Here is a 20,395-nt window from a genome sequence, read left to right on the forward strand (position 1 = left end):
TGAGGGAAAGGTTGAAAAAGCGAGGGTCAGTAATCGATCTGCGGAACCTGGAACGTGCCTTTCAACGATTTCAGTTCCGCGCGATGCATGGCCGCAAGGCGCGCGAGCAGCGTTTCGCCGGCCTCTTCGAGATGCACTTCGACCTGGCGGCGATCCGCTTCGCTCGTCTTGCGCTTCACGAGCCCGAGCGCCTCGCAGCGCGTCACCAGCGCGACCACACCGTGGTGCTGTGCCTGCAGGCGTTCCGCCAGTTCGCCGATCGTGGCCCACTCGCGGTGCGGGTAGCCCTTGATGTGCAGCAGCAGCAGGTATTGCAGCGGCGTCACGCCTTCGCTTTGCGCAGCGCGTTCGGAGAAGCGCTCGAAGCGGCGCATCTGGTAGCGGAACTCGGACAGTTGCTGGAAATCGCTTTTGTTGAGCGCGCGGCGGGTATCGGTCATTGCGGTCGGTCGGATAGTCGGTTTCGGTAGCGAAAAATATATCACAACATGATATAAAAGAGCGATTTTACGAGAAAAATCTGCATTTCGCTATCCGTTACACGGCATGCGCCCGCGTTATGCGGCCTGGAGCATCTGCGTTTGCCGATACAGGCCCGTGACGAGATCCGTCTGCGTGATGATGCCGACCAGACGGTGCGACGCATCGACGACCGGAATGTGGTGATGGCCCGAATGCGTAAACAGCGGCACGAGCGCGGTGATCGGCATCGTTTGCTGCACGCATGCGACGTCGCGCGTCATCACGGTGGCGACGCTGGCGGGCTGGCCACCGAGCGACTGCGGCAGCCGCGCGGACAGCCGCTGCCACAGCGGAGTCGGCCGGCGCAGCTGGCGCGTGAGGTCCGCGCGGGTGACGATGCCGATCAGGCGATCGTCGCCGTCGACGACGGGCAGCGCCTTCACGCGATGGCGGTCGAGCAGCGTCAATGCGCCCGTCACCGGCGTCGACGGCGCGACCTCGATCGCATTCTTCGTCATCAGGTCCGCGCACGTGAGCTGGCCGAACGTGCGCGTATACGCCTGCATTTCGGTTTCGCGCAGCAGCATCTCGAGGTCATCCGGATCGACGTCGAGCCATTCGCCGCGACGCTTCAGCACCGCGTCGAGATCGGCGCGCGTGAAGCCGCCGCGCGCGGGCGCTGCGCTGCCGCCTTGCGGCTTTGCGTCCGGGCGCACGCCGCCGTGCGGATAGCGGTGGCCGGTCAGTGCATGGTATGCGAGCGCGGCCGAGAGCAGGATCGCCGATTGCAGCGCAATCGGCTCGACCACGAAACCGAAGCCGAGCGCATGGATCGCCGGCCCGCCGAGCACCGCCGTCAGCGCGACGGCACCCGACGGCGGGTGAACGCAGCGCAGCGCGAACATGCCGCCGATCGCAAGTGCGACGGCGACCGCGGCGGCCGTGATCGGATCGGCGATCCATTGCGCACATGCGACGCCAACGGTCGCCGCCACCAGGTTGCCGCCGATGATCGACCACGGCTGCGCGAGCGGACTCGCCGGCACCGCGAACAGCAGCACGGCCGATGCGCCCATCGGCGCGACGAGCAGCGGCACGAGACCCGGTACGCCGGGCATCAGCCGCATCGTCACGCCGACCGTCGCGATGCCGACGAGGGCCCCCATGCACGAGCGCATGCGCTCGCGCCAGCCTAGCGTCATCGGATGGGGAACGAAGCTGTGCAGCCATTGCCGGAAGGTGCGGCGCGACGGGGAGGAGCCTGACGACATGAAGGTAAGCGCAAAAAATGGCAACGCGGACGAGGCCGCGCAAGAAAGCCGGAATTATATCGTGTTGTGATACAAATTGTCGCGCTGCATCAACGTTTTGCACGCGCGCGATGCACTTGTCTTGCAAGAACCTTTCGTCGGATGAAAGCCTGGGAGCCCTGCAGCGCGCATATTTGTCTGCGGCGGCGTACAATTCGGCCACCCAATTCCCCCGATATGCCACGACCACGCACGCGATGCCCGCTCTCCCGCCTGTTCCCCGGCAAGGTTATCGCCCGCGTGTGGCTCGCGCGCCCGCCCCGGTTCCCGTCTGAAGCGAGCGCCGCCGACGTTTCCCCATACTCCCGAAGCCAATCCAATGGACATGCTCGAAAACATGCGCCTGTTCGTGCGCGTTGTCGAAGCCGGCAGTTTTACCGCGGTCGCGAAAGAAATCGACGCGACCACCGCGCAGGTGTCGCGCGCGGTATCGAATCTCGAAGCGCACGTACAGACGCGGCTGCTGCATCGCACGACGCGCCACCTCGGTCTCACCGAAAGCGGCGAACGCTACTTCGAGCGCGCGAAATCGATTCTTGCCGAGATCGACTACGCGAACGCCGAAGCGCGCAACGCGCTGCTGCGGCCTAGCGGCAAGATGCGCATCCACGCGATGACGGGGCTCGGGCAGAGTCATGTCGTATCGTCGATCGTGCGCTATCAGGAAGACAATCCGGACGTGTCGGTCGAACTGACGCTCGCGCAGCGCATGCCGAACCTCGTCGAAGAAGGTTATGACGTGTCGATCGTGACCGCGTCGCAGCTGCCCGATTCCGGATACGTCGCGCAGACCTGCGGCACGAGCTGCAGCGTGCTGGTCGCGTCGCGCGAGTACCTGGCGCGCCACGGCACGCCCAAGACGCCGGACGACCTGCCGAACCACGTGTGCCTGCGCCTCGACACGCCGGCGTCGCCGGCAAGCGAATGGCGGCTCGAGCGCGGCGACGGCGAGGAAACGGTCTACGAGCTGCAGCCGGCGCCGTTCCAGGTCAACGTGCCGGATGCGCTGTGCGTGGCGGTGCGCGCCGGGCGCGGGATCGCGTGCGTCGCGCTGTACACGGTGCTCGACGACATCCGCGAAGGGCGGCTGATCCGCGTGCTGCCCGAGTACCGGCTGCAGACTGTCAGCGTGTATGCGGTCTATGCGACGCGACGCTATCTCGACGCGAAGATCCGCACGTTTCTCGACCATTTGCGTACGACGCTCACGCCCGCGCTGGAGAACGACCTGCGCGAACTCGACCGGCTCGCGGTCGAGCAGCCGCCGGCGAGTCGCCAGCGCGCGTGATGAGGGCCGACGCTCGCGCGTCCGGCGAGCACCCCGCGCGTTACGCGCGCCGCGTGACGCGAATCCGCTCGAAGCGGCCGGCCAGCCACGCGTAGGCGGCGATGCCGATCAGCCCGTGCGCGGCCACGAACCACAGCGCACCGGCGAACGAACCGGTGTGCGCGACGAAGTAGCCGATTGCGAGCGGCGTGACGATCCCCGCGATATTGCCGAGCCCGTTGAACACGCCGCCGCTCAGGCCGACCATCCCTTCCGGCGCGGTGTCGGCGAGTACGGCCCAGCCGACCGCCGCGAGCCCCTTGCCGAAGAACGCAATGGTCATCAGCGCGATCACGACCGCGTTCGACGACGCGCCGTTGGCGAGCACGAGCAGCGTCGCCATCGCCATCCCGACAATGAAAGGCGTCTTGCGTGCGCGCGACGGATGCACGCCGCGCCGGATTAGCCAGTCCGACAGCACGCCGCCGAGCACGCCGCCCGTGAAGCCGCAGAGCGCCGGCAGCGCGGCGACCCAGCCGGCTTCCATGATCGTCATCCCGCGCCCCTTGATCAGGTAGATCGGGAACCACGTGATGAAGAAGTAGGTGAGCGCGGTGATGCAGTACTGGCCGATATAGATCGCCCACAGGTTGCGGTGGCGGAACAGGTGTGACGCGTCGTGCCACGACACGCGCGAGCGCTGCCCGATCCGGTTCGCCTCGAGATCGACGAGCGCACCGTGCGCGCGCAGATGGTCGCGTTCGGCGTCGGTCACGCGCGGATGGCCATGCGGCTCGCGATACCACGCGAACCAGAACACCGACAGCGCGATGCCGAGCATCCCCATCCACAGGAACACGTGTTCCCAGCCGAGCGCATGCGTGAGCCACGCCATCGCCGGCGTGAACAGCACGACGGCCATGTACTGCGCCGAATTGAACAGCGCCGACGCGGTGCCGCGCTCGGCAGTCGGGAACCAGCACGCGACGATTCGCGAATTGGCCGGGAACGCCGGCGATTCGACGAGGCCAAGCATGAAGCGCATCGCGAACAGCGTGAGCGTCGCGGTCGCACCGGACGCGGCGAACCAGCCGACCGTGCCTTGCAGCATCGTGAACACCGACCACAGCAGCAGGCTCAGCCCGTACACGCGGCGCGCGCCGAAGCGGTCGAGCAGCCAGCCGCCCGGGATCTGGCCGATCGCATAGGCCCACGCGAACGCGGAAAAGACGATGCCGAGCTGTACGGGCGTGAGCCCCAGATCATGCGCGACGCCGGTGCCGGCAATCGACATCGTCGCGCGATCTGCATAGTTGACGACGGTGACGGCGAAGATCAGCGCCAGTACCGAAAAACGGACGCGGCCGAGCGTGCGAGACGCGGTGGAGGAACCGGACGCGGCGGGCGCGGTGGCGACGGCGGCGCTGCCGCTGGATCGATGGGGCATGTTTGTCTCCTGGCCTCCGTCGTGCGGAGGCTTGTCGTTTGATGTCGTAAAGAGGCGGCGGCCGCGGCGCTCAGCCGGTGACCGTGGTCGGCGGGCGTTGGCCGGCGAAGCATGCGGCGAGGTTCGCGAGCACGATCCGTCCCATGGCGTCGCGTGTCTCGTGCGTGGCGCTCGCGCGGTGCGGCTGCACCACCACGCGGTCGAGCTCGAACAGTTCGCGCGGCACGTGCGGCTCGTCGACGAACACGTCGAGTCCGGCGCCGGCGATCGTGCCGTCCGCGAGCGCGCGAACGAGTGCGGTTTCGTCGACGAGTTTGCCGCGCGCGACGTTGATCAGGAATCCTTTGCTGCCGAGCGCCGCGAGCACGTCGGCGGTCACGAGAACGTTGCCGTGGTCGGCCGATGCCGCGAGCACGAGCACGTCGCTGTCGCGTGCGAGCGCGACGAGGTCGCTGACGTAGCGATAGCCGCTGTCGCGGTGCTCGCGGGGGCCGAAATAGCTGACGGGCATCCGGAACGCCTGCGCGCGCTGCGCGATCGCGAGACCGACACGGCCGAGCCCGACGATCCCGAGCCGCTTGCCCGTCACCTGCGTCGCGAGCGGCTGCGCGGTCTTCCCCCAGCGTCCGGCGCGGACGATACGTTCGCCGGCGCCGAGGTCGCGCAGCGTCATCAGGATCAGGCCCATCGCCATGTCGGCGACGTCGTCGGTCAGCACGTCGGGCGTCGTCGTCACGTGGATGCCGCGCGCACGCGCGCGCTCGAGATCGACGGCGTCGGTGCCGATGCCGCTGATCGCGATGATTTCGAGCGCACTCAACCGGTCCATCAACGCGGTCGGCAGCCCGGTCGCGCCGCCGGTGACGACGCCGCGGATGCGTGGCGCCACGCGCTCGAGCAGCGCATCGGGGTGGTCGGCCGCATACAGGCGATGCACCGCGTAGCGGTCGGTCAGTTCGGCGTCGATGGTGTCCGGAAGCGGCTGGGTGAGGAGGATGTCGATGGGCATGAAGGTCTCGGTCGTTGCGTGCGGCGCGGGCCGCGCATCAGGTGAAACCGAGTATAGGAATCGGATCGATATGCGTCTAACATCAAAAGACTATTGATTGATCCAAAAATTGAATGATTGAATTGAACCAGCTGCGCTGCTTCGTCGCGGTGGCCGAGGAATTGCATTTCGGTCGCGCGGCGAAGCGGCTCTTCATGACGCAACCGCCGCTGAGCAGGCAGATCCAGTTGCTCGAACATGCGCTCGGCATTGCACTGCTCGAGCGCAGCAGCCGGCAAGTGCGGCTGACCGCGGCTGGCGAGCGCTTCCTGCGCGATGCACGGCACATTCTCGAGTTTTCCGCACGAGCGGAGCAGGCCGCGCAACGTGTCGCGCACGGCGGGGCGGGGCGCATCACGCTCGGCTTCACGGCCGTCAGTGCATACCGGATGATTCCGGTGCTGCTTGCGCATGCGGCGCATGCGCTGCCTGACGTCGATGTCGAGCTGCGCGAAATGGTGTCGACCGTGCAGATCGATGCGCTTGCGTCGCGCATGCTCGACGCGGGCTTCGTGCGCCAGCGCGCCGCGCGGCATCCGCTCGAGTACCGGCTCGTGCAGCGCGAGCCGATGCTCGTCGCGGTCGCACAGGGCGCACCGCTTGCCGCGTACGAACGGATCGGACCGGACGAGCTCGACCGGCAGCCGTTCATCGCGTATTCGCCGAACGAGGGGAAGTACTTCCACGACATGATCTCGGGCATGTTCGCGAGCGCCGGGCGGCTGCCGAACTACCTGCATTACGTCGGGCAGACGCACACGATTCTCGGCCTCGTGCGCGCGGGGCTCGGTGCGGCGCTGGTGCCCGCGTCGGCCCGCGAGCTGCATGTGGACGGCGTCGTGTTTCGGCCGCTCGCCGGTGTCGACGTGGCCGCCGAGTTGTACCTCGCATGGCGCGCGGACAACGACAACCCGGCGTTGCCGGTGTTCAACGCGATGGTCGAACGGTTTTTGACGGAAGGGGCGGACGGCGCGGTTGTTTAAGGCGCGGCGCGCACCGGCCGTAGTCGCCGGTGGGCGCGCCTGTGCGCATGCCGTTCCGAACGATTGTGGCGCGTGCGCGCTTTCACCGGCGCGGGGCGTCGCGCAGCGGAGCCGCCATGCCCGCGCCCGTGCGCATCAATGCGTGACAGACAGGAACAGATAAGCCGCGAACAGCGCGAGATGCACGACGCCATGCAGCACCGTCGTGCGCCCCTGGCTGAGCGTCAGCGTGCTGACGAGCAGCGTCAGCGCGAGGAGTACGGTTTCCATCGGGCCGATGCCGAGCGTGAGCGGCTGGCCGATCCAGATGAACACCGCCGCGACGGTCGGGATCGTGAGCCCGATGCTCGCGAGCGCCGAGCCGAGCGCGAGGTTCATGCTGGTCTGCAGGCGATTCGCGCGCGCCGCGGTGACGGCGGCAAGCCCTTCGGGCAGCAGCACCAGCGCGGCGATCACGATGCCGACGGCGGCCTCGGGCGCGCCGAGCTTCATCACCGCGTGCTCGACGGCCGGTGACAGCAGCTTCGCGAGCAGCACGACCGATACGAGGCTCGCGAACAGCAGGATCATGCTGATGGCCGCGGTGCGGTTGCTCGGCGCCGCCGCGTGGACCGTTTCGTTCGCGCTGTCGTGCTCGGCGAGGAAGTAATCGCGATGGCGCACCGTCTGCACGAACACGAATGCGCCGTACAGCACGAGCGAGGCGACGCCGGCGAACGCGAGCTGCGATTTCGAAAAGAACGGGCCGGGTGCTGCGCTCAGGTAGTTCGGCATCACGAGCGACAGCACCGACAGCGACGCGAGCACCGCGAGCGCCTTGCTTGCGCCGCGCCCCTGGAAGTCCTGCTCGCCGTGCTTCCACGCACCGACGAGCAGGCACAGGCCGACGATCCCGTTGCAGATGATCATCACGGCCGCGAATACGGTGTCGCGCGCGAGGCCCGATTTTTCGGGGCCCGCGCCGAGCATGACCGACACGATCAGCGCGACCTCGATGACGGTCACGGCGACTGCGAGCACGAGCGTGCCGAATGGTTCGCCGACGCGGTGCGCGACGACTTCGGCATGGTGGACGGCGGCGAACACGGCGCCGGCGAGGGCGGCGGCGAACAGCGCGATGACGACGCCTTCGGCCGGCACGACGCGCGACAGCGCGAGTACCAGCCACGCGGCAAGCGGGGCCCAGAGGGTCCAGCGCGGGAGCTGGTTGGACGAGATCGGCATGGACGGTTTCCTATGCGAGTGGCGGCGCGCAGCGCGCCGTCACGGGTTGACGAAGCCCGGCCGGATATTCCGAACGAGGACGATGATACTGACGGGCGGCGGCGGGAAACCGTGCTGCCCGGGGGCGCCGCCGCGAGGCGACGGCGGGCGCGGGCGGACCGATGCCTGCCGCGCGATGAAACGGTTCGATGTGACGGGGTGCGGAAAAAAGCACGTTGCCGCATGGCGATGGCCAGCCCGGGCGATTCCAGACGGCCCCGACAGCGTTGCGGACGGTGCGCGGCAGCGGCGCGGCACGCGGTTCCCCTTGAAATCCGGCAATTTGTCGAATTTTATCAGGCGATCCGGGGTCACTATCTCATATTCGAACCCTTTCATGGACCTTTCGGTTTACAAAAAGTGCCCCAATCTTTCGATTTTTGTTCTTTGCAGTTCTCGTAACGGTCTCTTGCACGACAAATTCGGGCTCGCCCTGACATAAATCTACCGACCGGTCGGTTTATAATCGCTCGCACCTCCACTTTCATGACGGATCGCAAGCGATGGCTGTTTCTTCTGCACATTCGGTGAACTCGGGCGCATTGGCGCCGTCGGCGGTCGTCGGCGTGATCGGCGCAGGCGCGATGGGCGCCGGTATCGCGCAGGTCGCGGCGGCGGCCGGCCATACGGTGCTGCTTCACGACCTGAACGAAGCCGCGTGCGACAAGGCGCTGGCGGGTATCCGTGCGCAGTTCGCGCGGCTCGCGGAGAAAGGCCGGATGGACCCGGTTCAGGCGGACGCCGCGGGCAGCCGGATTCGCGCGGTGCGCGCGCTGGCCGATTTCGCAGGCGCTGCGTTGATCGTCGAAGCGGCTGCCGAGCGGCTCGACGTGAAGCGCGAAATCTTCGCGACGCTCGAACGCCATGTCGACGATAGCTGCGTGCTGGCGACCAACACGTCGTCGATCTCGATCACGTCGATCGCGGCCGGGCTGCGCGCGCCGCAACGCGTCGCCGGCCTGCATTTCTTCAATCCGGCGCCGCTGATGGCGCTCGTCGAGGTGGTCAGCGGGCTTGCGACCGCCCCGGAAGTCGCGCAGACGCTGTACGACACGGCCGCCGCGTGGGGCAAGCGCCCGGTGATGGCGAAATCGACGCCGGGGTTCATCGTGAACCGCGTCGCGCGGCCATATTACGCGGAGGCGCTGCGCGTGCTGAACGAGCAGGCCGGCACGCCCGCGTCGATCGACGCGGTGATGCGCGACGCCGGCGGCTTCCGGATGGGGCCGTTCGAGCTGATGGATCTGATCGGTCACGACGTGAATTTCGCGGTGACCGAATCGGTGTTCCGTGCGTACTTCAACGACCCGCGCTACACGCCGTCGCTGATCCAGCAGGAACTCGTGAACGCGGGCTTCCTCGGGCGCAAGTCCGGGCGCGGCTTCTATTCGTATGCGGACGGTGCGGCACCGCCCGCGCCGGAACTCGAGGCGCCGTGCGGCGCGCCGGCCGACGTCGCACTGTTCGCGCACGACGGCCCGGCCGCCGCGCTGCATGCGCGCTTCGTCGAACGCATCGCGAACGCGCGGCAGAACGGCGCGCATGCGGACGGACTGATCGCCGTGGCCGGACGCGCGTCGATCGCGCTGACCGACGGCCGCACCGCGACGGTACGTGCCGCACAAACCGGCGTGGCCGACCTCGTACTCGTCGACCTCGCGCGCGATTACGCGCAGGCCGGGCTGGTCGCGCTGACGCGCGCACTCCAGTGCAGCGACGCCGCGTATGCGGACGCGGTTGGCCTGTTCCAGCAAGCGGGTTTGCGCGTCGTCGGCATCGCCGACGTGCCGGGCATGATCGCGATGCGCACCGTCGCGATGCTCGCGAACGAGGCAGCCGACACCGTGAACCAGGGCGTGTGCTCGGCCGCCGATCTCGATCTCGCGATGGAGAAGGGCGTGAATTACCCGTGCGGCCCGCTCGCGTGGGCGGATGCGATCGGCATCGGCTACGTGCATCGCGTGCTGTCGAACCTCGCGGCGAGCTACGGCGAGGACCGCTATCGCGTGTCGCCGCGCATCGCCGCGCTGCACGCGGCCGGCCGCACGTTTCGTTCGTAGCCGCCGCCGCATTACTTCGAATACGACAACGACATCACTCCACTGGAGGAGCACCCCGATGACTCACCCGACGCATCCTGCTGCCGCCCTCGACCCGATCGAGACCGCCAGCCGCGACGAACTGCAGGCGCTGCAGCTCGAGCGCCTCAAGTGGTCGCTGCGCCACGCGTACGACAACGTGCCGCACTATCGCCGCACGTTCGACTCGGCGGGCGTGCATCCGGACGACCTGAAGTCGCTCGCCGATCTCGCGAAATTCCCGTTCTCGACCAAGAACGACTTGCGCGACAACTACCCGTTCGGCCTCTTCGCCGTACCGCGCGAGCAGGTCGTGCGCGTGCACGCGTCGAGCGGCACGACCGGCAAGCCGACGGTGGTCGGCTACACGGCACGCGACATCGACACGTGGGCGAACGTGACCGCGCGCTCGATCCGCGCGGCCGGCGGCCGCCCGGGCGACACGCTGCACAACGCGTTCGGCTACGGACTCTTCACCGGCGGGCTCGGGATTCATTACGGCGCGGAGCGGCTCGGCTGCATGGTGGTGCCGATGTCGGGCGGGCAGACGGAAAAGCAGGTGCAGCTGATTCGCGATTTCGAACCGAAGATCATCCTCGTCACGCCGTCGTACATGCTGAACCTGATCGACGAGATGGTGCGGCAGGGGATGGACCCGGCGGAGTCGTCGCTGAAGATCGGCATTTTCGGCGCGGAGCCGTGGACGCAGGCATTGCGCGAGGAAGTCGAGACGCGCGTTGGAATCGACGCGCTCGACATCTACGGGCTGTCGGAGGTGATGGGCCCGGGCGTCGCGTGCGAATGCGTCGAGACGAAGGACGGCCCGGTGATCTGGGAAGACCATTTCTATCCGGAGATCATCGATCCGGTGACCGGCGAAGTGCTGCCGGACGGCAGCGAGGGCGAACTCGTGTTCACGTCGCTGACGAAGGAGGCGATGCCGGTGATCCGCTACCGCACGCGCGACCTCACCGCGCTGCTGCCGCCGACCGCGCGCGCGATGCGCCGGCTCGCGAAGATCACCGGCCGCTCGGACGACATGCTGATCGTGCGCGGCGTCAACGTATTCCCGAGCCAGATCGAGGAAATCGTCGTCGCGCAGACGAAGCTGTCGGGCCTGTTCCAGATCACGCTCTCCCGCGACGGCCACATGGACCGGCTCGACCTCGCGGTCGAGCTGCGCTCCGAAGCCGCGGCGGGGATCACCGACGGCGATCGCGCGGCGATCGCGCGCGAGCTGCAACACCGGATCAAGACGATGGTCGGCGTGTCGGCCGGCGTGACCGTGCTGCCCGCGGGCGGCATTCCGGCGAGCGCGACCGGCAAGGCCCGGCGCGTGATCGATCGCCGGCAGGCGGCCTGAGCGGCGCCGTTGCCGTTCTACTTTTCGAGGAAACCTTTTCGATGGATGAATTGAAGACCCTGGCCGTCGCCGTCGACGCGCGCGGCATCGCGACCGTCGCGCTGCAGCGCGGCGACGTGCTCAACGCGTTCGACGAGACGATGATCGCCGAGCTGACCGACGCATTCACGACGCTTGGACGGCGCGATGACGTGCGCGCGATCGTGTTGCGCTCGGACGGCCGCGCGTTCTGCGCGGGCGCGGACCTGCAGTGGATGCAGCGCGCGAGCGCGAACGACGCGGCCGCGAACCTGCGCGACGCCGAGCGGTTCGCCGCGATGATGCGCGCGATCCGGCAGTGCCCGAAGCCGACGGTCGCGCGCGTGCAGGGCCACGCGTTCGGCGGCGGCGTCGGCCTGTGCGCGGCATGCGACATCGTGATCGCGAGCGATCATGCGCGTTTTGCGGTCAGCGAAGCGCGGTTCGGGATTCTGCCGGCGGTGATCGGCCCGTATCTGGTCGAAGCGGTGGGCCAGCGCCAGGCGCGCCGGCTCGCGCTGACCGCGACGCAGCTCGCGGCCGCCGAAGCCGTCGCGATCGGGCTGATCCACCAGGCCGTGCCGCTCGATGCGCTCGATGCCGCACTCGACAAGACGCTCGCCGAGCTGAGCCGCAACGGCCCGAATGCGCTGATGGAGATCAAGCGCTTCTTCGACGCGATCGGCGAGTATCCGCCGTCGGACGAACGCGCGGCGTTCACCGCACAGACGATCTCGCGCGTGCGCGCGACGCCCGAAGCGAAGGAGGGCTTCGCGGCGTTCTTCGCGAAGCGGCCGCCGGCATGGGAGCCGGCCGCCGAATAAGGCGGTGGCGCGGCCCGCCGGGCGCGGGCCGCGATTTGCGTCGCGGGCGACGGCGCTTGCTCTACAATGCGTGACCCCCGGCCCGACCCCGAGCGTGGCCGGCCCAGCTCCGACCGTCTCTTCGCCCCGATGATCGTCAACCGTCTAATCTCCGAGATCCTGTTCGGCTTCACCGGCCTGATCGGCATCATCAACCCGATCGGCATCGCGTTCCTGTTCCTCGAACGCACGGAGGCGCTGACCGAGCACGAGCGCGACCTGCTCGCGAAGAAGGTCGCGTTCAACGCGTTCGTCGTGTTGCTTGTCGCGTTCTTCGCCGGCACGCCGGTGCTGCATTTCTTCGGGATCTCGATGGAAGCGCTGCGGATCGGCGGCGGTTTCGCAGTGGCCGTCGCGGGCTGGCAGATGCTCAACGAGCCGGACGGGCCGGCGGCCGGCGGCGATACGCCGATCAAGCCAATCGATGCGAACGCGATCATGACCCGCGCATTCTTCCCGCTGACCGTGCCGCTGACGGTCGGCCCCGGGTCGATCGCGACCGCGATCGCGCTGAACGCGAACCGCACGCACAAGCTGTCGGAGTTCATGCTGTCGAGCATCGTGTCGATTTCGGTATCGGCACTCGTTGCGGTCGTGATCTGGCTGACCTACAGCCGTGCCGCACTGCTGTCGCGCTATCTTGGCACCGAAGGCACGAAGGTCGCGAAGCGCGTGTCCGCGTTCCTGCTGCTGTGCATCGGCGTGCAGATCATGTTGACCGGCTTCTCCGAATTCCTGCAGCCGCTTGCCGACGGGATCAAGTAAGCCATTGCGCGTTCAGCGCGCGGCCGCGAGCATCGGGTACGTGAACAGTCCGAAGTGCACGAGGTTCAGTCCCGCGTGCGCGAGCGCGGCCGCGAGCAGCCCGCCGCGCCGCCACGCAAGCCCGTAACCGATGCCGGCCGCCGTCCCGAGCACGATCCACTGCCAGCCGCCGGATGCGTGCGCGGCGCCGAACAGTACCGCGCCGATCGCGAGCGCGGCCCACGGCCCCCAGCCGAACCGGCCGAGCACGCGCGTGAGCCCGCCCTGCACGTAGCCGCGGAACAGCGCTTCCTCGGCGAGCGTCACGAGCAGTACGTTGTTGACGAGCCAGATCCACCCCGACGCCGGCCATTTCGGCGCCCAGCCGACCATCCCGAACGCGAGCGCGCCGGCCAGGCACGCGGCGGCCGTCGCGGCCGCCGCCACGGCGCCGGTGCGCAGCGCCCGCGCCAGCGGGACGTCGGGCGCGACCCACGGCAACGCCCACAGCAGCCACAGGCCAACCAGCGGCTTGTCGAAATTCAGATACATCGTGAACGGCACGGCGTCCGGCGTGAAACGCGTCGGCTCGATCACGCGCGGATTATGGAAACCGGGAAGCAGATGCAGGCTGAGCGCGATCGCGAGCGCCGCGAATACGACATGCGACGCGATCCGCACCACGAGCGGGCGGCCGGGCGCGACGCCCCAGGCGGCAGCCGCTAGCAGCGCGAACGGAGCGAGCACGATCGGTTCGAGCTTGCCGAACGCGAGCGCGCCGGCATAGCCGAGCGTGGCGGCGGCGATGCTCAGGCCGTGCAGCGGGCGCTGCCATGCGAATGCGGCGGCCGCGAACAGCGCGAGCCAGATCGTGGCGCACGGAAGAAGCGAAAGAGACATGGACGATGCATCGGACAAACGAAACGCCGCGCATCATACCGCAGCGGCCGCGACACGGTGCCGACGCCGGCGGTGCAGGATGGACGGGCCGACCGGTCAGCGGCCGGCGGTTTCGGTGACGCCGTCGCGGGTCGGGATGTCGACGCTGTTGCGCTCGCGCATGCGACGCCGGTACCAGAACGTCCAGACCATCAGCGTGCCGAATACCGTGTAGCCCATGATCGGCGACACGACGAGCACGCGCTCGACGGGCCACGTGACGACCATCCACAGGCGCACGAGCATCTCGAGCGTCATGCACGCGCCCCACACGAACGTCATCAGCCGCAGCATCTGGCGCAGCCCCGGCTGCTCCGCCCACACTGTCTCGAAACGCGCGGCGCCGCCCGTCATTTCGCGGGCGACCGTCGCTCGGGCGAGATAGAAGATCAGCGGACGATCGAGGAACAGCGACAGCAGGAACAACACGCCGATCGTGCCGGACGCGAGCGATTCGCGCATCAGCAGTGTGCGTGTGCTGCCGCCGAGCGCCATGCCGGCGATCGACAGCGCGATGCCGAGCAGCACGACGGCGGCGACGGCATCGACGCGGCGCGAGCGGATGAATTCGACGACCGACCAGACGATCGGCGGCACCGCGGACGCGTACAGCGCGCCGGTTTCGCCGAAATACGGGTGCGCGACCCGATACGCGACCCAGGGCAGCAGCAGGTTGACGACGAGTTCGAGGATCAGGCCGGCTCGTGGTTTCACGGAAGCGGGCGCGCGGGCGGCGCGCGGCGGTAATGTCGCTACGAGTATATCCAAGTCCGACCCCGCGCGTCGCGGGCTGCGTCGTTGTACGCGCATCGAAAAAGGCCGGCACGCGTGCCGGCTTTTGGGGGCCGCGTGCCGGGGCGCGCCGGGCCGCGCCGGGCCGCGCGGCCGGCCCCCGAGCTGCGCGTTACCTGGCCGTGGTCACGCGGCTGCCGGCTGGACGATGATCTTCACGTTCCGGTCCTTGTGGTTGACCAGCTCCTCGAATCCGTGCGTGACGATGTCGCCGAGCGCAATGCGTCCGGTGATCAGCGGCTGCACGTCGATGCGGCCGTCCGCGATGAAACGGATCACGTCCGCGAATTCGCCGTTGTATGCGAGCGAGCCGATCACTTCCTTCTCGGTCGACACGATGTCGAAGAAATTGAACGACGTCGGCTCCTCGAAGATGCCGACCATCACCGACTTGCCCGCCTTGCGGATGACGTCGATCGCGAGTTGCGCGGTGGCCGTGTGCCCGATGCATTCGAACGACACGTCGGCACCGTAGCCGCCCGTCAGCGCCTTGACTTCCGCGATCGCGTCGGACGCCTTCGGGTCGATCACGGCCGTCGCGCCGACCTCCAGCGCCTTCTGTTTGCGCGCGGCCGACATTTCCAGCGCGATCACGCGGCCGGCGCCCGCGGCCTTCGCGCACATGATGGTGCACAGGCCGATCGTGCCGGCGCCGACCACGACGACGGTCTGCCCGACGATGTTGCCGGCCTTCTTCACCGCATGCAGCCCGACCGCGAGCGGCTCGATCAGCGCGCCGGCCTCGGTCGGGAAGTCGTCGGGCAGCTTGTACAGCAGCTCGGCAGGCACGTTCACGTATTCGGCGAATGCGCCGTTGTTCATCAGCCCGGTGAACGCGAGGTTCTCGCAGATGTTGTACAGCCCGTGCCGGCAGTACCAGCAGGTGCCGCAATGCTGGCACGCGTCGGCCGTCACGCGATCGCCGAGCGCGAAGCCCGTCACGCCGGCGCCGAGCGCCGCGATTTCGCCGCTGAACTCGTGGCCGAGGATGCACTGGCCTTTCAGGCCCGTCAACGGATGCGGCGCGTCGACCGGGATGAACACGGGGCCGGCGACGTATTCGTGCAGGTCCGAGCCGCAAATGCCGCACCAGTGCACGCGAATCTGGACCCAGCCTGCCGGCGGTTGCGCCGGAACGGGAACCTGTTCGACGCGGATGTCGTTGCGGCCGTGCCAGACGGCGGCCTTCATGCTCAGAGCGGTGTTCGGTGCCGGTGTACTCACGTTGCTGTCTCCGTCAGGTTGTCGTCGGGCGCACGGCAGGAGCCGTCGAGCCCGTCGCGCGAATGCGCGACCGACCGATATGCAGGAACGGGGCCAGCCCGGATGCGCGATCGGGCAGCGACGAAGACGCGCACGCGGCGTGCGGTGCAGCAGGCCGCGTGGCATTGGAGGCGGAGGAGAGGGGCGCATGCGGCGCGCCGAAATTGCTGCGATTGCGCCAATCGATCGGGATGAGACGCCGGGACATTCGTCTCACGGTATTGAGACGGAAAGCGAGACGCATCGCGACGGCGCGGGGTTCGGTCCCCTGCGCCGTCGCGCGTCGGCCGCGCGCGCGGGCCATCGCGGCGATCGGCGTCGCTCGCCCGACCGGGTCGCCGCGTTACTTGAGGTCCTTCCGGTACTGGATGAACCCCGCGTTGTTCGCGAGCTTGTCGTACAGCGCGCGTGCGGTCGTATTGGTTTCGTGCGTGAGCCAGTACACGCGGCTCGCGCCGGCTTCGCGGGCCCGCTCGTACACGGCCTCGATCAGCGCGCCGCCCGCGCCCTGGCCGCGCGCGTCGGCCGCCGTGAACAGGTCCTGCAGATAGCAGTAAGGCCCTTCGGTCCAGCATGAGCGGTGATAGATCGCGTGCACGATGCCAATCAGCGTACCCGACGCGTCGAACGCGCCGAGCGCGAACATCGGTTCGTCGGGATCCGTCAGCCGCGCCCATGTCGTCGCGAACACCGCGTCGCTCAGCGCGGTCTCGTAGAACTTCTGATAGTCCCGCCACAGCGGGCGCCATGCTGCTTCGTCCGCTGGCGTGAGCGCGCGGACCGTGACGCGCGTCGCGTCGTTCGCCGGGCTGGCCGCGCGGCGCGCTTGCGACTGCGCATTGCGAATCGCGACGAGCGATTCGCGCTGCGCGCCATTCGCGTCGAAGTTCTCCGGCGCGAGCCATGCTTCGAACGCCGCACGCACGTCCGGCCATTCGACGTCGACGATCGAGAACCATGCGGTGTCGCGGTTGCGGCCCTTGTAGACGATCGCCTGCCGGAACGTGCCTTCGTAACGGAAGCCGAGCCGCGCGGCCGCCTTGCGCGACGGTCCGTTCAGATCGTCGCACTTCCATTCGTAGCGCCGGTAGCCGAGCGTGTCGAACGCATATTTCATCAGCAGGTACTGCGCTTCCGTCGAGACCGGCGTGCGCTTGAGCAGCGGCGAGAACGTGACCGAACCGACCTCGATCACGCCGTTGGCCGGATCGATGCGCATCAGCGCGAGCGTGCCGACGGCGCGGTTTGTCGCGCGGTCGATCACCGTGTAGTGCAGCGGATCGGCGCTCGCCGCCGCAGCGCGTGCGTAGTCGCGGTAACTCGACTCGTCGGCATAAGGGCCGTGCGCGAGATAGGTCCAGTCGCTGCCGTCGGGCGCAAGCGCGTACGCGGCGTACAGATCGGCCGCGTGGCGGTCGGCGTCGAGCGGTTCGAGGCGGCAGTAGCGGCCTTCGAGCACGATGCGCTCGGGGCGCGGGCGTGCGGACCAGTCTGGAACGGGGCGGCCGATCGGCTGCCGGAAGTCGTTGGTGAGCGTGGACAAGGTCGATCTCGCTTCGGTTGGCGGCCGGCGACATGCCGGCATGCAGACGATCGTAGTCCCGGCGAGGTACCATGAGAAGTGCCAGAGTACTGAATATTCATGGTGCCACGCGCGTGCTGCGCCGGGGCGCCCCCGTGTCCAGATTCCATGCCGTGACGACCCGATGACGACTGCCATTTCCCCCGGCGCTGCGCCGCCGCTGCCGCTCGATGCGCCGCTCGCACGCTCGGCCGGTGCGCCATCGCTGCAGCGGCAGCTGCTGCGCCGCGTGCGCGATGCGATTCTGGGCGGCGCGATGCCGGCCGGCACACGGTTGCCCGGCACGCGCGCGCTGGCCGAGACGCTGGGCGTGTCGCGCAACACGACGGCAGCCGTCTACGAGCAGCTCGTCGCCGAGGGGTTCCTGCAATCGGATCGTCGCGGCACGCGGGTAGTCGGCCTGTCGCGGCCGGCCGCGCCGCGCCGGCGGGCCGCGCCGCCGGCTGTCGCGCAGCGGCTCGGCCGGATTCGTCCGAGCCTGATCGGCACCGGCGAATCGGAAGGTTTCCGGCCGGGCGTGCCCGCGCTGTCGCATTTTCCGGTGGATGCGTGGCGGCACGCGATCGACCGTGCGCTGCGCCGCGCGGGCCGCGACCTGCTCGGGTACGGCGATCCGCTCGGCGAACGTGCGCTGCGCGAGTCGATCGCCCGCCATCTGGCCGTGACGCGTGGCGTGCGGTGCGAGCCCGAACAGATCGTGATCACCGAAGGCGCGCAGGGCGCGATCGCGCTGTGCGCGCAGTTGCTGACGAACCCGGGCGATACGGTATGGGTCGAGGAGCCCGGCTATCGTGGCGCCCGCAGCGCGATGCAGGCGGCCGATCTCGACGTCGTGCCGATGCCGGTCGATGCGGAGGGGCTGCGCGCGCACGAGGCGGACTGGCGCGAACGCACGCCGCGGCTCGTCTATACGACGCCGTCGAACCAGTTTCCGACCGGCGCGGTGCTGTCGATCTCGCGCCGGCTCGCGCTGCTCGATGCCGCACGCCGGCATCGCGCGTGGATCATCGAGGACGACTACGACAGCGAATTCCGTCACACCGGCGAGCCGATCGGCGCGCTGCACGGGCTCGCCGCCGATTCGCCGGTCGTCTATCTCGGCTCGTTCAGCAAGACGATGTTTCCGGCGCTGCGAATCGGGTTTCTGGTGCTGCCGGACGCGTTGCTGGCCGCGGTGCGGCCGGCGTTGCCGGAAATGCTGCGCGGCGGCACGCGCCACGTGCAGCTTGCGCTGGCCGATTTCATCGAGACCGGGGAGTACGGACGGCATCTCGGACGGATGCGCCGGCTGTATCGCGACCGGCGGCGATTGCTGCTCGCGGCGCTCGACGACGCGTTCACCGTGCCGCACCGGGTCGAGGGCGGCCCGTGCGGATTGCATCTGGCGTTGCGGCTGCCGGCGCGCTATCGCGACCGCGCGATTGTCGAAGCGGCGCGCGAGCACGGTATCGGACCGTTTCCGCTGTCGGGGTTTTCGATCCATCCGGCGTCCCCGACGAACGGGCTCGTGCTCGGGTTCGGCAATACGTCGGCCGATGCGTTCGCGCCGATGCTGCGCACATTGTCGGCGATCGCGCGGCGTGTCGCCGGCGATTGAATGGTGTGGCGCTCGCCCGATATGCCGCCCGGCACGCGGCGAACCGCTGCAGCGATCAGTGCAGCGCGGCAGCAACGCGGATGGCTGCTTGCGCGCCGATGCGATGCATCGTGACCGGCTTTACTGCACGCGTTCCGCGCGCATGATCGTACGCGCCGCCGCGAGACAGAGCGCGAGCAATACCGCCACGTATGCGACCACCGCGCCCCACGCGCCGTGCTGCCAGAACGTGCCGCCGACCGAGCCGAGCACGCTCGATCCGACGTAATACGCGAGCAGATAGAGCGACGCCGCATGCCCCTTCGCGGAACCGGCGAGTTGTCCGACCCAGCCGCTCGCGACTGCATGGGCGATGAAGAAGCCGATCGTGATCAGCACGATTCCGACGATGATCGCGACGAGCGAATGCGACAGCGTCAGCGCGAGGCCGGCCGCGAACACGAGAATGCCGCTGACGAGCACGGGCGCGCGCCCGAGCCGATCCGCCAGCGCGCCCGCGCTGGAAGACGACACCATCCCGAACAGATACGCGCCGAAGATCAGTCCGCACGCGGTCGCGCTCAGATTGAACGGCGCGGCGGTCAGGCGGAAGCCGGCGTAGTTGTAGACGGTCACGAACGCGCCCATCACGAGGAAGCCGATCGCGAACACGAACGGCAGCCGAGCGTGCCGCAGTTGCGCATTCCACAGCCGCAGGTGGTGGCGCAGCGTCAGGTCGGTCCGCTTCACGAAGCGTCGCGACGGCGGCAGCAGCATCACGAACGCGATTGCCGCGACGAGGTCGACGACGCCGATCGTCAACATCGCGGTGCGCCACGAGAAATACTCTTCGAGCGCGCTCATCCCGATCCGCCCGATCATCCCGCCGAACGCGGTGCCACCGACGTAGAGCCCCATCGACAGCCCGAGTCCGTCGGCGGCGATCTCCTCGGCCAGATAGGCCATCGCAACCGCCGGGACGCCGCCGAGCGCGAAGCCTTCGAGTGCGCGCCACACCAGAAGCCCGTTCCAGTTCGGCGAAATCGCGGCCAGCAGGTTGAACAGCGCGGCCAGCGTCATGGACGCGAACATGAGTCCGCGTCGGCCGACGCGTTCGGACAGCGCGCCGGCGCACAGGATCGACACCGCGAGCATTCCGGTCGACAACGACAGCGACAGCGAACTCGACGCCGCGCCGATACCGAATTCGCGCGCGAACGCAGGCAGCAGCGGCTGCACGCAGTACAGCAGCGAAAAGGTGGCAAAACCGGCGAGGAACAGCGCGAGCGCGATGCGCTTGTACGCAGCCGAGCGCGGCGACACGCCGGCGGGCAGCGCATCGGCGGCGCCGCCGCCGGTGCGGGTCTCGGCGGATGACATCGCAGGAGAAGACATGG

18 protein-coding genes are annotated in these 20,395 nt (G+C 68.5%); 7 read left to right on the plus strand and 11 right to left on the minus strand.

Features of this window, described 5'->3' with window-relative positions:
- Positions 1-26 precede the first annotated feature (26 nt).
- Both KDW55_RS04300 and KDW55_RS04305 read right to left on the minus strand, forming a co-directional pair.
- On the minus strand, positions 27-440 hold the full coding sequence (locus KDW55_RS04300; RefSeq protein WP_040140017.1) for a helix-turn-helix domain-containing protein: 414 nt from the start codon (positions 438-440) through the stop codon (positions 27-29).
- Positions 441-557: 117 nt separating this feature from the next.
- Positions 558-1,733 carry an HPP family protein gene (locus tag KDW55_RS04305; RefSeq protein ID WP_059547145.1) on the minus strand — a complete coding sequence of 392 codons (1,176 nt, stop codon included), beginning with the start codon at positions 1,731-1,733 and terminating at the stop codon, positions 558-560.
- Between the two features lie 358 nt (positions 1,734-2,091).
- On the opposite strand from KDW55_RS04305, the gene KDW55_RS04310 reads away from it, so the two are divergent.
- Positions 2,092-3,060, plus strand: a complete 969-nt coding sequence (locus tag KDW55_RS04310) for a LysR family transcriptional regulator (RefSeq protein WP_040140014.1) — start codon at positions 2,092-2,094, stop codon at positions 3,058-3,060.
- Between the two features lie 40 nt (positions 3,061-3,100).
- Here KDW55_RS04310 and KDW55_RS04315 read toward each other — a convergent pair whose 3' ends face one another.
- Positions 3,101-4,486 carry an MFS transporter gene (locus tag KDW55_RS04315; protein WP_209825482.1) on the minus strand — a complete coding sequence of 462 codons (1,386 nt, stop codon included), beginning with the start codon at positions 4,484-4,486 and terminating at the stop codon, positions 3,101-3,103.
- 70 nt (positions 4,487-4,556) lie between these two features.
- A complete protein-coding gene (locus tag KDW55_RS04320; protein ID WP_212160113.1) occupies positions 4,557-5,495 on the minus strand; it encodes a 2-hydroxyacid dehydrogenase in 939 nt (312 codons plus the stop codon).
- Positions 5,496-5,608: 113 nt separating this feature from the next.
- Here KDW55_RS04320 and KDW55_RS04325 point away from each other — a divergent pair, with 113 nt between their 5' ends.
- Positions 5,609-6,517, plus strand: coding sequence for a LysR substrate-binding domain-containing protein (locus KDW55_RS04325; protein ID WP_040140008.1), 909 nt, complete (start codon positions 5,609-5,611; stop codon positions 6,515-6,517).
- 135 nt (positions 6,518-6,652) lie between these two features.
- Here the strand turns inward: KDW55_RS04325 and KDW55_RS04330 are convergent, their stop codons facing one another.
- Together KDW55_RS04330 and KDW55_RS04335 are read right to left on the minus strand one after the other, a co-directional pair.
- Positions 6,653-7,741, minus strand: coding sequence for an ionic transporter y4hA (locus KDW55_RS04330; RefSeq protein ID WP_040140007.1), 1,089 nt, complete (start codon positions 7,739-7,741; stop codon positions 6,653-6,655).
- Positions 7,742-7,780: 39 nt separating this feature from the next.
- A complete protein-coding gene (locus KDW55_RS04335; protein WP_209822682.1) occupies positions 7,781-8,119 on the minus strand; it encodes a hypothetical protein in 339 nt (112 codons plus the stop codon).
- Between the two features lie 164 nt (positions 8,120-8,283).
- On the opposite strand from KDW55_RS04335, the gene KDW55_RS04340 reads away from it, so the two are divergent.
- The 4 genes from KDW55_RS04340 to KDW55_RS04355 all read left to right on the plus strand — a co-directional run bounded on the left by KDW55_RS04340 (position 8,284) and on the right by KDW55_RS04355 (position 12,867).
- Positions 8,284-9,840, plus strand: a complete 1,557-nt coding sequence (locus tag KDW55_RS04340) for a 3-hydroxyacyl-CoA dehydrogenase (protein ID WP_209822681.1) — start codon at positions 8,284-8,286, stop codon at positions 9,838-9,840.
- Positions 9,841-9,898: 58 nt separating this feature from the next.
- On the plus strand, positions 9,899-11,221 hold the full coding sequence (gene paaK, locus KDW55_RS04345) for a phenylacetate--CoA ligase PaaK (protein ID WP_212197875.1): 1,323 nt from the start codon (positions 9,899-9,901) through the stop codon (positions 11,219-11,221).
- Between the two features lie 41 nt (positions 11,222-11,262).
- Positions 11,263-12,063 (plus strand): enoyl-CoA hydratase-related protein, encoded by an 801-nt coding sequence (locus KDW55_RS04350; RefSeq protein ID WP_040140002.1) that lies wholly within the window; start codon positions 11,263-11,265, stop codon positions 12,061-12,063.
- 129 nt (positions 12,064-12,192) lie between these two features.
- A complete protein-coding gene (locus KDW55_RS04355) occupies positions 12,193-12,867 on the plus strand; it encodes a MarC family protein (protein ID WP_040140000.1) in 675 nt (224 codons plus the stop codon).
- 12 nt (positions 12,868-12,879) lie between these two features.
- Here the strand turns inward: KDW55_RS04355 and KDW55_RS04360 are convergent, their stop codons facing one another.
- The 4 genes from KDW55_RS04360 to KDW55_RS04375 form a co-directional block, all read right to left on the minus strand.
- Entirely contained in the window at positions 12,880-13,746 is an 867-nt protein-coding gene (locus KDW55_RS04360) for a CPBP family intramembrane glutamic endopeptidase (protein ID WP_059547130.1), read from the minus strand.
- Between the two features lie 96 nt (positions 13,747-13,842).
- The gene (locus tag KDW55_RS04365) at positions 13,843-14,499 is read right to left on the minus strand and encodes a VC0807 family protein (RefSeq protein ID WP_040139996.1); all 657 of its coding nucleotides are present in this window, start codon (positions 14,497-14,499) and stop codon (positions 13,843-13,845) included.
- Positions 14,500-14,703: 204 nt separating this feature from the next.
- Positions 14,704-15,768: a 2,3-butanediol dehydrogenase gene (locus tag KDW55_RS04370; protein WP_209822790.1), complete on the minus strand. Its 1,065-nt coding sequence runs from the start codon at positions 15,766-15,768 to the stop codon at positions 14,704-14,706.
- Between the two features lie 415 nt (positions 15,769-16,183).
- Positions 16,184-17,383 carry a GNAT family N-acetyltransferase gene (locus KDW55_RS04375; protein ID WP_212197876.1) on the minus strand — a complete coding sequence of 400 codons (1,200 nt, stop codon included), beginning with the start codon at positions 17,381-17,383 and terminating at the stop codon, positions 16,184-16,186.
- 163 nt (positions 17,384-17,546) lie between these two features.
- On the opposite strand from KDW55_RS04375, the gene KDW55_RS04380 reads away from it, so the two are divergent.
- The gene (locus KDW55_RS04380; protein WP_040139989.1) at positions 17,547-19,019 is read left to right on the plus strand and encodes a PLP-dependent aminotransferase family protein; all 1,473 of its coding nucleotides are present in this window, start codon (positions 17,547-17,549) and stop codon (positions 19,017-19,019) included.
- Positions 19,020-19,139: 120 nt separating this feature from the next.
- Here KDW55_RS04380 and KDW55_RS04385 read toward each other — a convergent pair whose 3' ends face one another.
- Positions 19,140-20,393: an MFS transporter gene (locus tag KDW55_RS04385; RefSeq protein ID WP_040139987.1), complete on the minus strand. Its 1,254-nt coding sequence runs from the start codon at positions 20,391-20,393 to the stop codon at positions 19,140-19,142.
- Positions 20,394-20,395: the final 2 nt, after the last annotated feature.

This window comes from Burkholderia sp. AU19243 (assembly GCF_018148075.1).
Taxonomy (GTDB): Bacteria; Pseudomonadota; Gammaproteobacteria; order Burkholderiales; family Burkholderiaceae; genus Burkholderia; species Burkholderia latens_A.

Bases quoted from the DNA above. Each gene is read 5' to 3' on its own strand.
- KDW55_RS04300 (WP_040140017.1), bottom strand. From the start codon at position 440: ATGACCGATACCCGCCGCGCGCTCAACAAAAGCGATTTCCAGCAACTG.
- KDW55_RS04305 (WP_059547145.1), bottom strand. From the start codon at position 1,733: ATGTCGTCAGGCTCCTCCCCGTCGCGCCGCACCTTCCGGCAATGGCTG.
- KDW55_RS04310 (WP_040140014.1), top strand. From the start codon at position 2,092: ATGGACATGCTCGAAAACATGCGCCTGTTCGTGCGCGTTGTCGAAGCC.
- KDW55_RS04315 (WP_209825482.1), bottom strand. From the start codon at position 4,486: ATGCCCCATCGATCCAGCGGCAGCGCCGCCGTCGCCACCGCGCCCGCC.
- KDW55_RS04320 (WP_212160113.1), bottom strand. From the start codon at position 5,495: ATGCCCATCGACATCCTCCTCACCCAGCCGCTTCCGGACACCATCGAC.
- KDW55_RS04325 (WP_040140008.1), top strand. From the start codon at position 5,609: ATGATTGAATTGAACCAGCTGCGCTGCTTCGTCGCGGTGGCCGAGGAA.
- KDW55_RS04330 (WP_040140007.1), bottom strand. From the start codon at position 7,741: ATGCCGATCTCGTCCAACCAGCTCCCGCGCTGGACCCTCTGGGCCCCG.
- KDW55_RS04335 (WP_209822682.1), bottom strand. From the start codon at position 8,119: ATGAAAGGGTTCGAATATGAGATAGTGACCCCGGATCGCCTGATAAAA.
- KDW55_RS04340 (WP_209822681.1), top strand. From the start codon at position 8,284: ATGGCTGTTTCTTCTGCACATTCGGTGAACTCGGGCGCATTGGCGCCG.
- paaK (WP_212197875.1), top strand. From the start codon at position 9,899: ATGACTCACCCGACGCATCCTGCTGCCGCCCTCGACCCGATCGAGACC.
- KDW55_RS04350 (WP_040140002.1), top strand. From the start codon at position 11,263: ATGGATGAATTGAAGACCCTGGCCGTCGCCGTCGACGCGCGCGGCATC.
- KDW55_RS04355 (WP_040140000.1), top strand. From the start codon at position 12,193: ATGATCGTCAACCGTCTAATCTCCGAGATCCTGTTCGGCTTCACCGGC.
- KDW55_RS04360 (WP_059547130.1), bottom strand. From the start codon at position 13,746: ATGTCTCTTTCGCTTCTTCCGTGCGCCACGATCTGGCTCGCGCTGTTC.
- KDW55_RS04370 (WP_209822790.1), bottom strand. From the start codon at position 15,768: ATGAAGGCCGCCGTCTGGCACGGCCGCAACGACATCCGCGTCGAACAG.
- KDW55_RS04380 (WP_040139989.1), top strand. From the start codon at position 17,547: ATGACGACTGCCATTTCCCCCGGCGCTGCGCCGCCGCTGCCGCTCGAT.
- KDW55_RS04385 (WP_040139987.1), bottom strand. From the start codon at position 20,393: ATGTCTTCTCCTGCGATGTCATCCGCCGAGACCCGCACCGGCGGCGGC.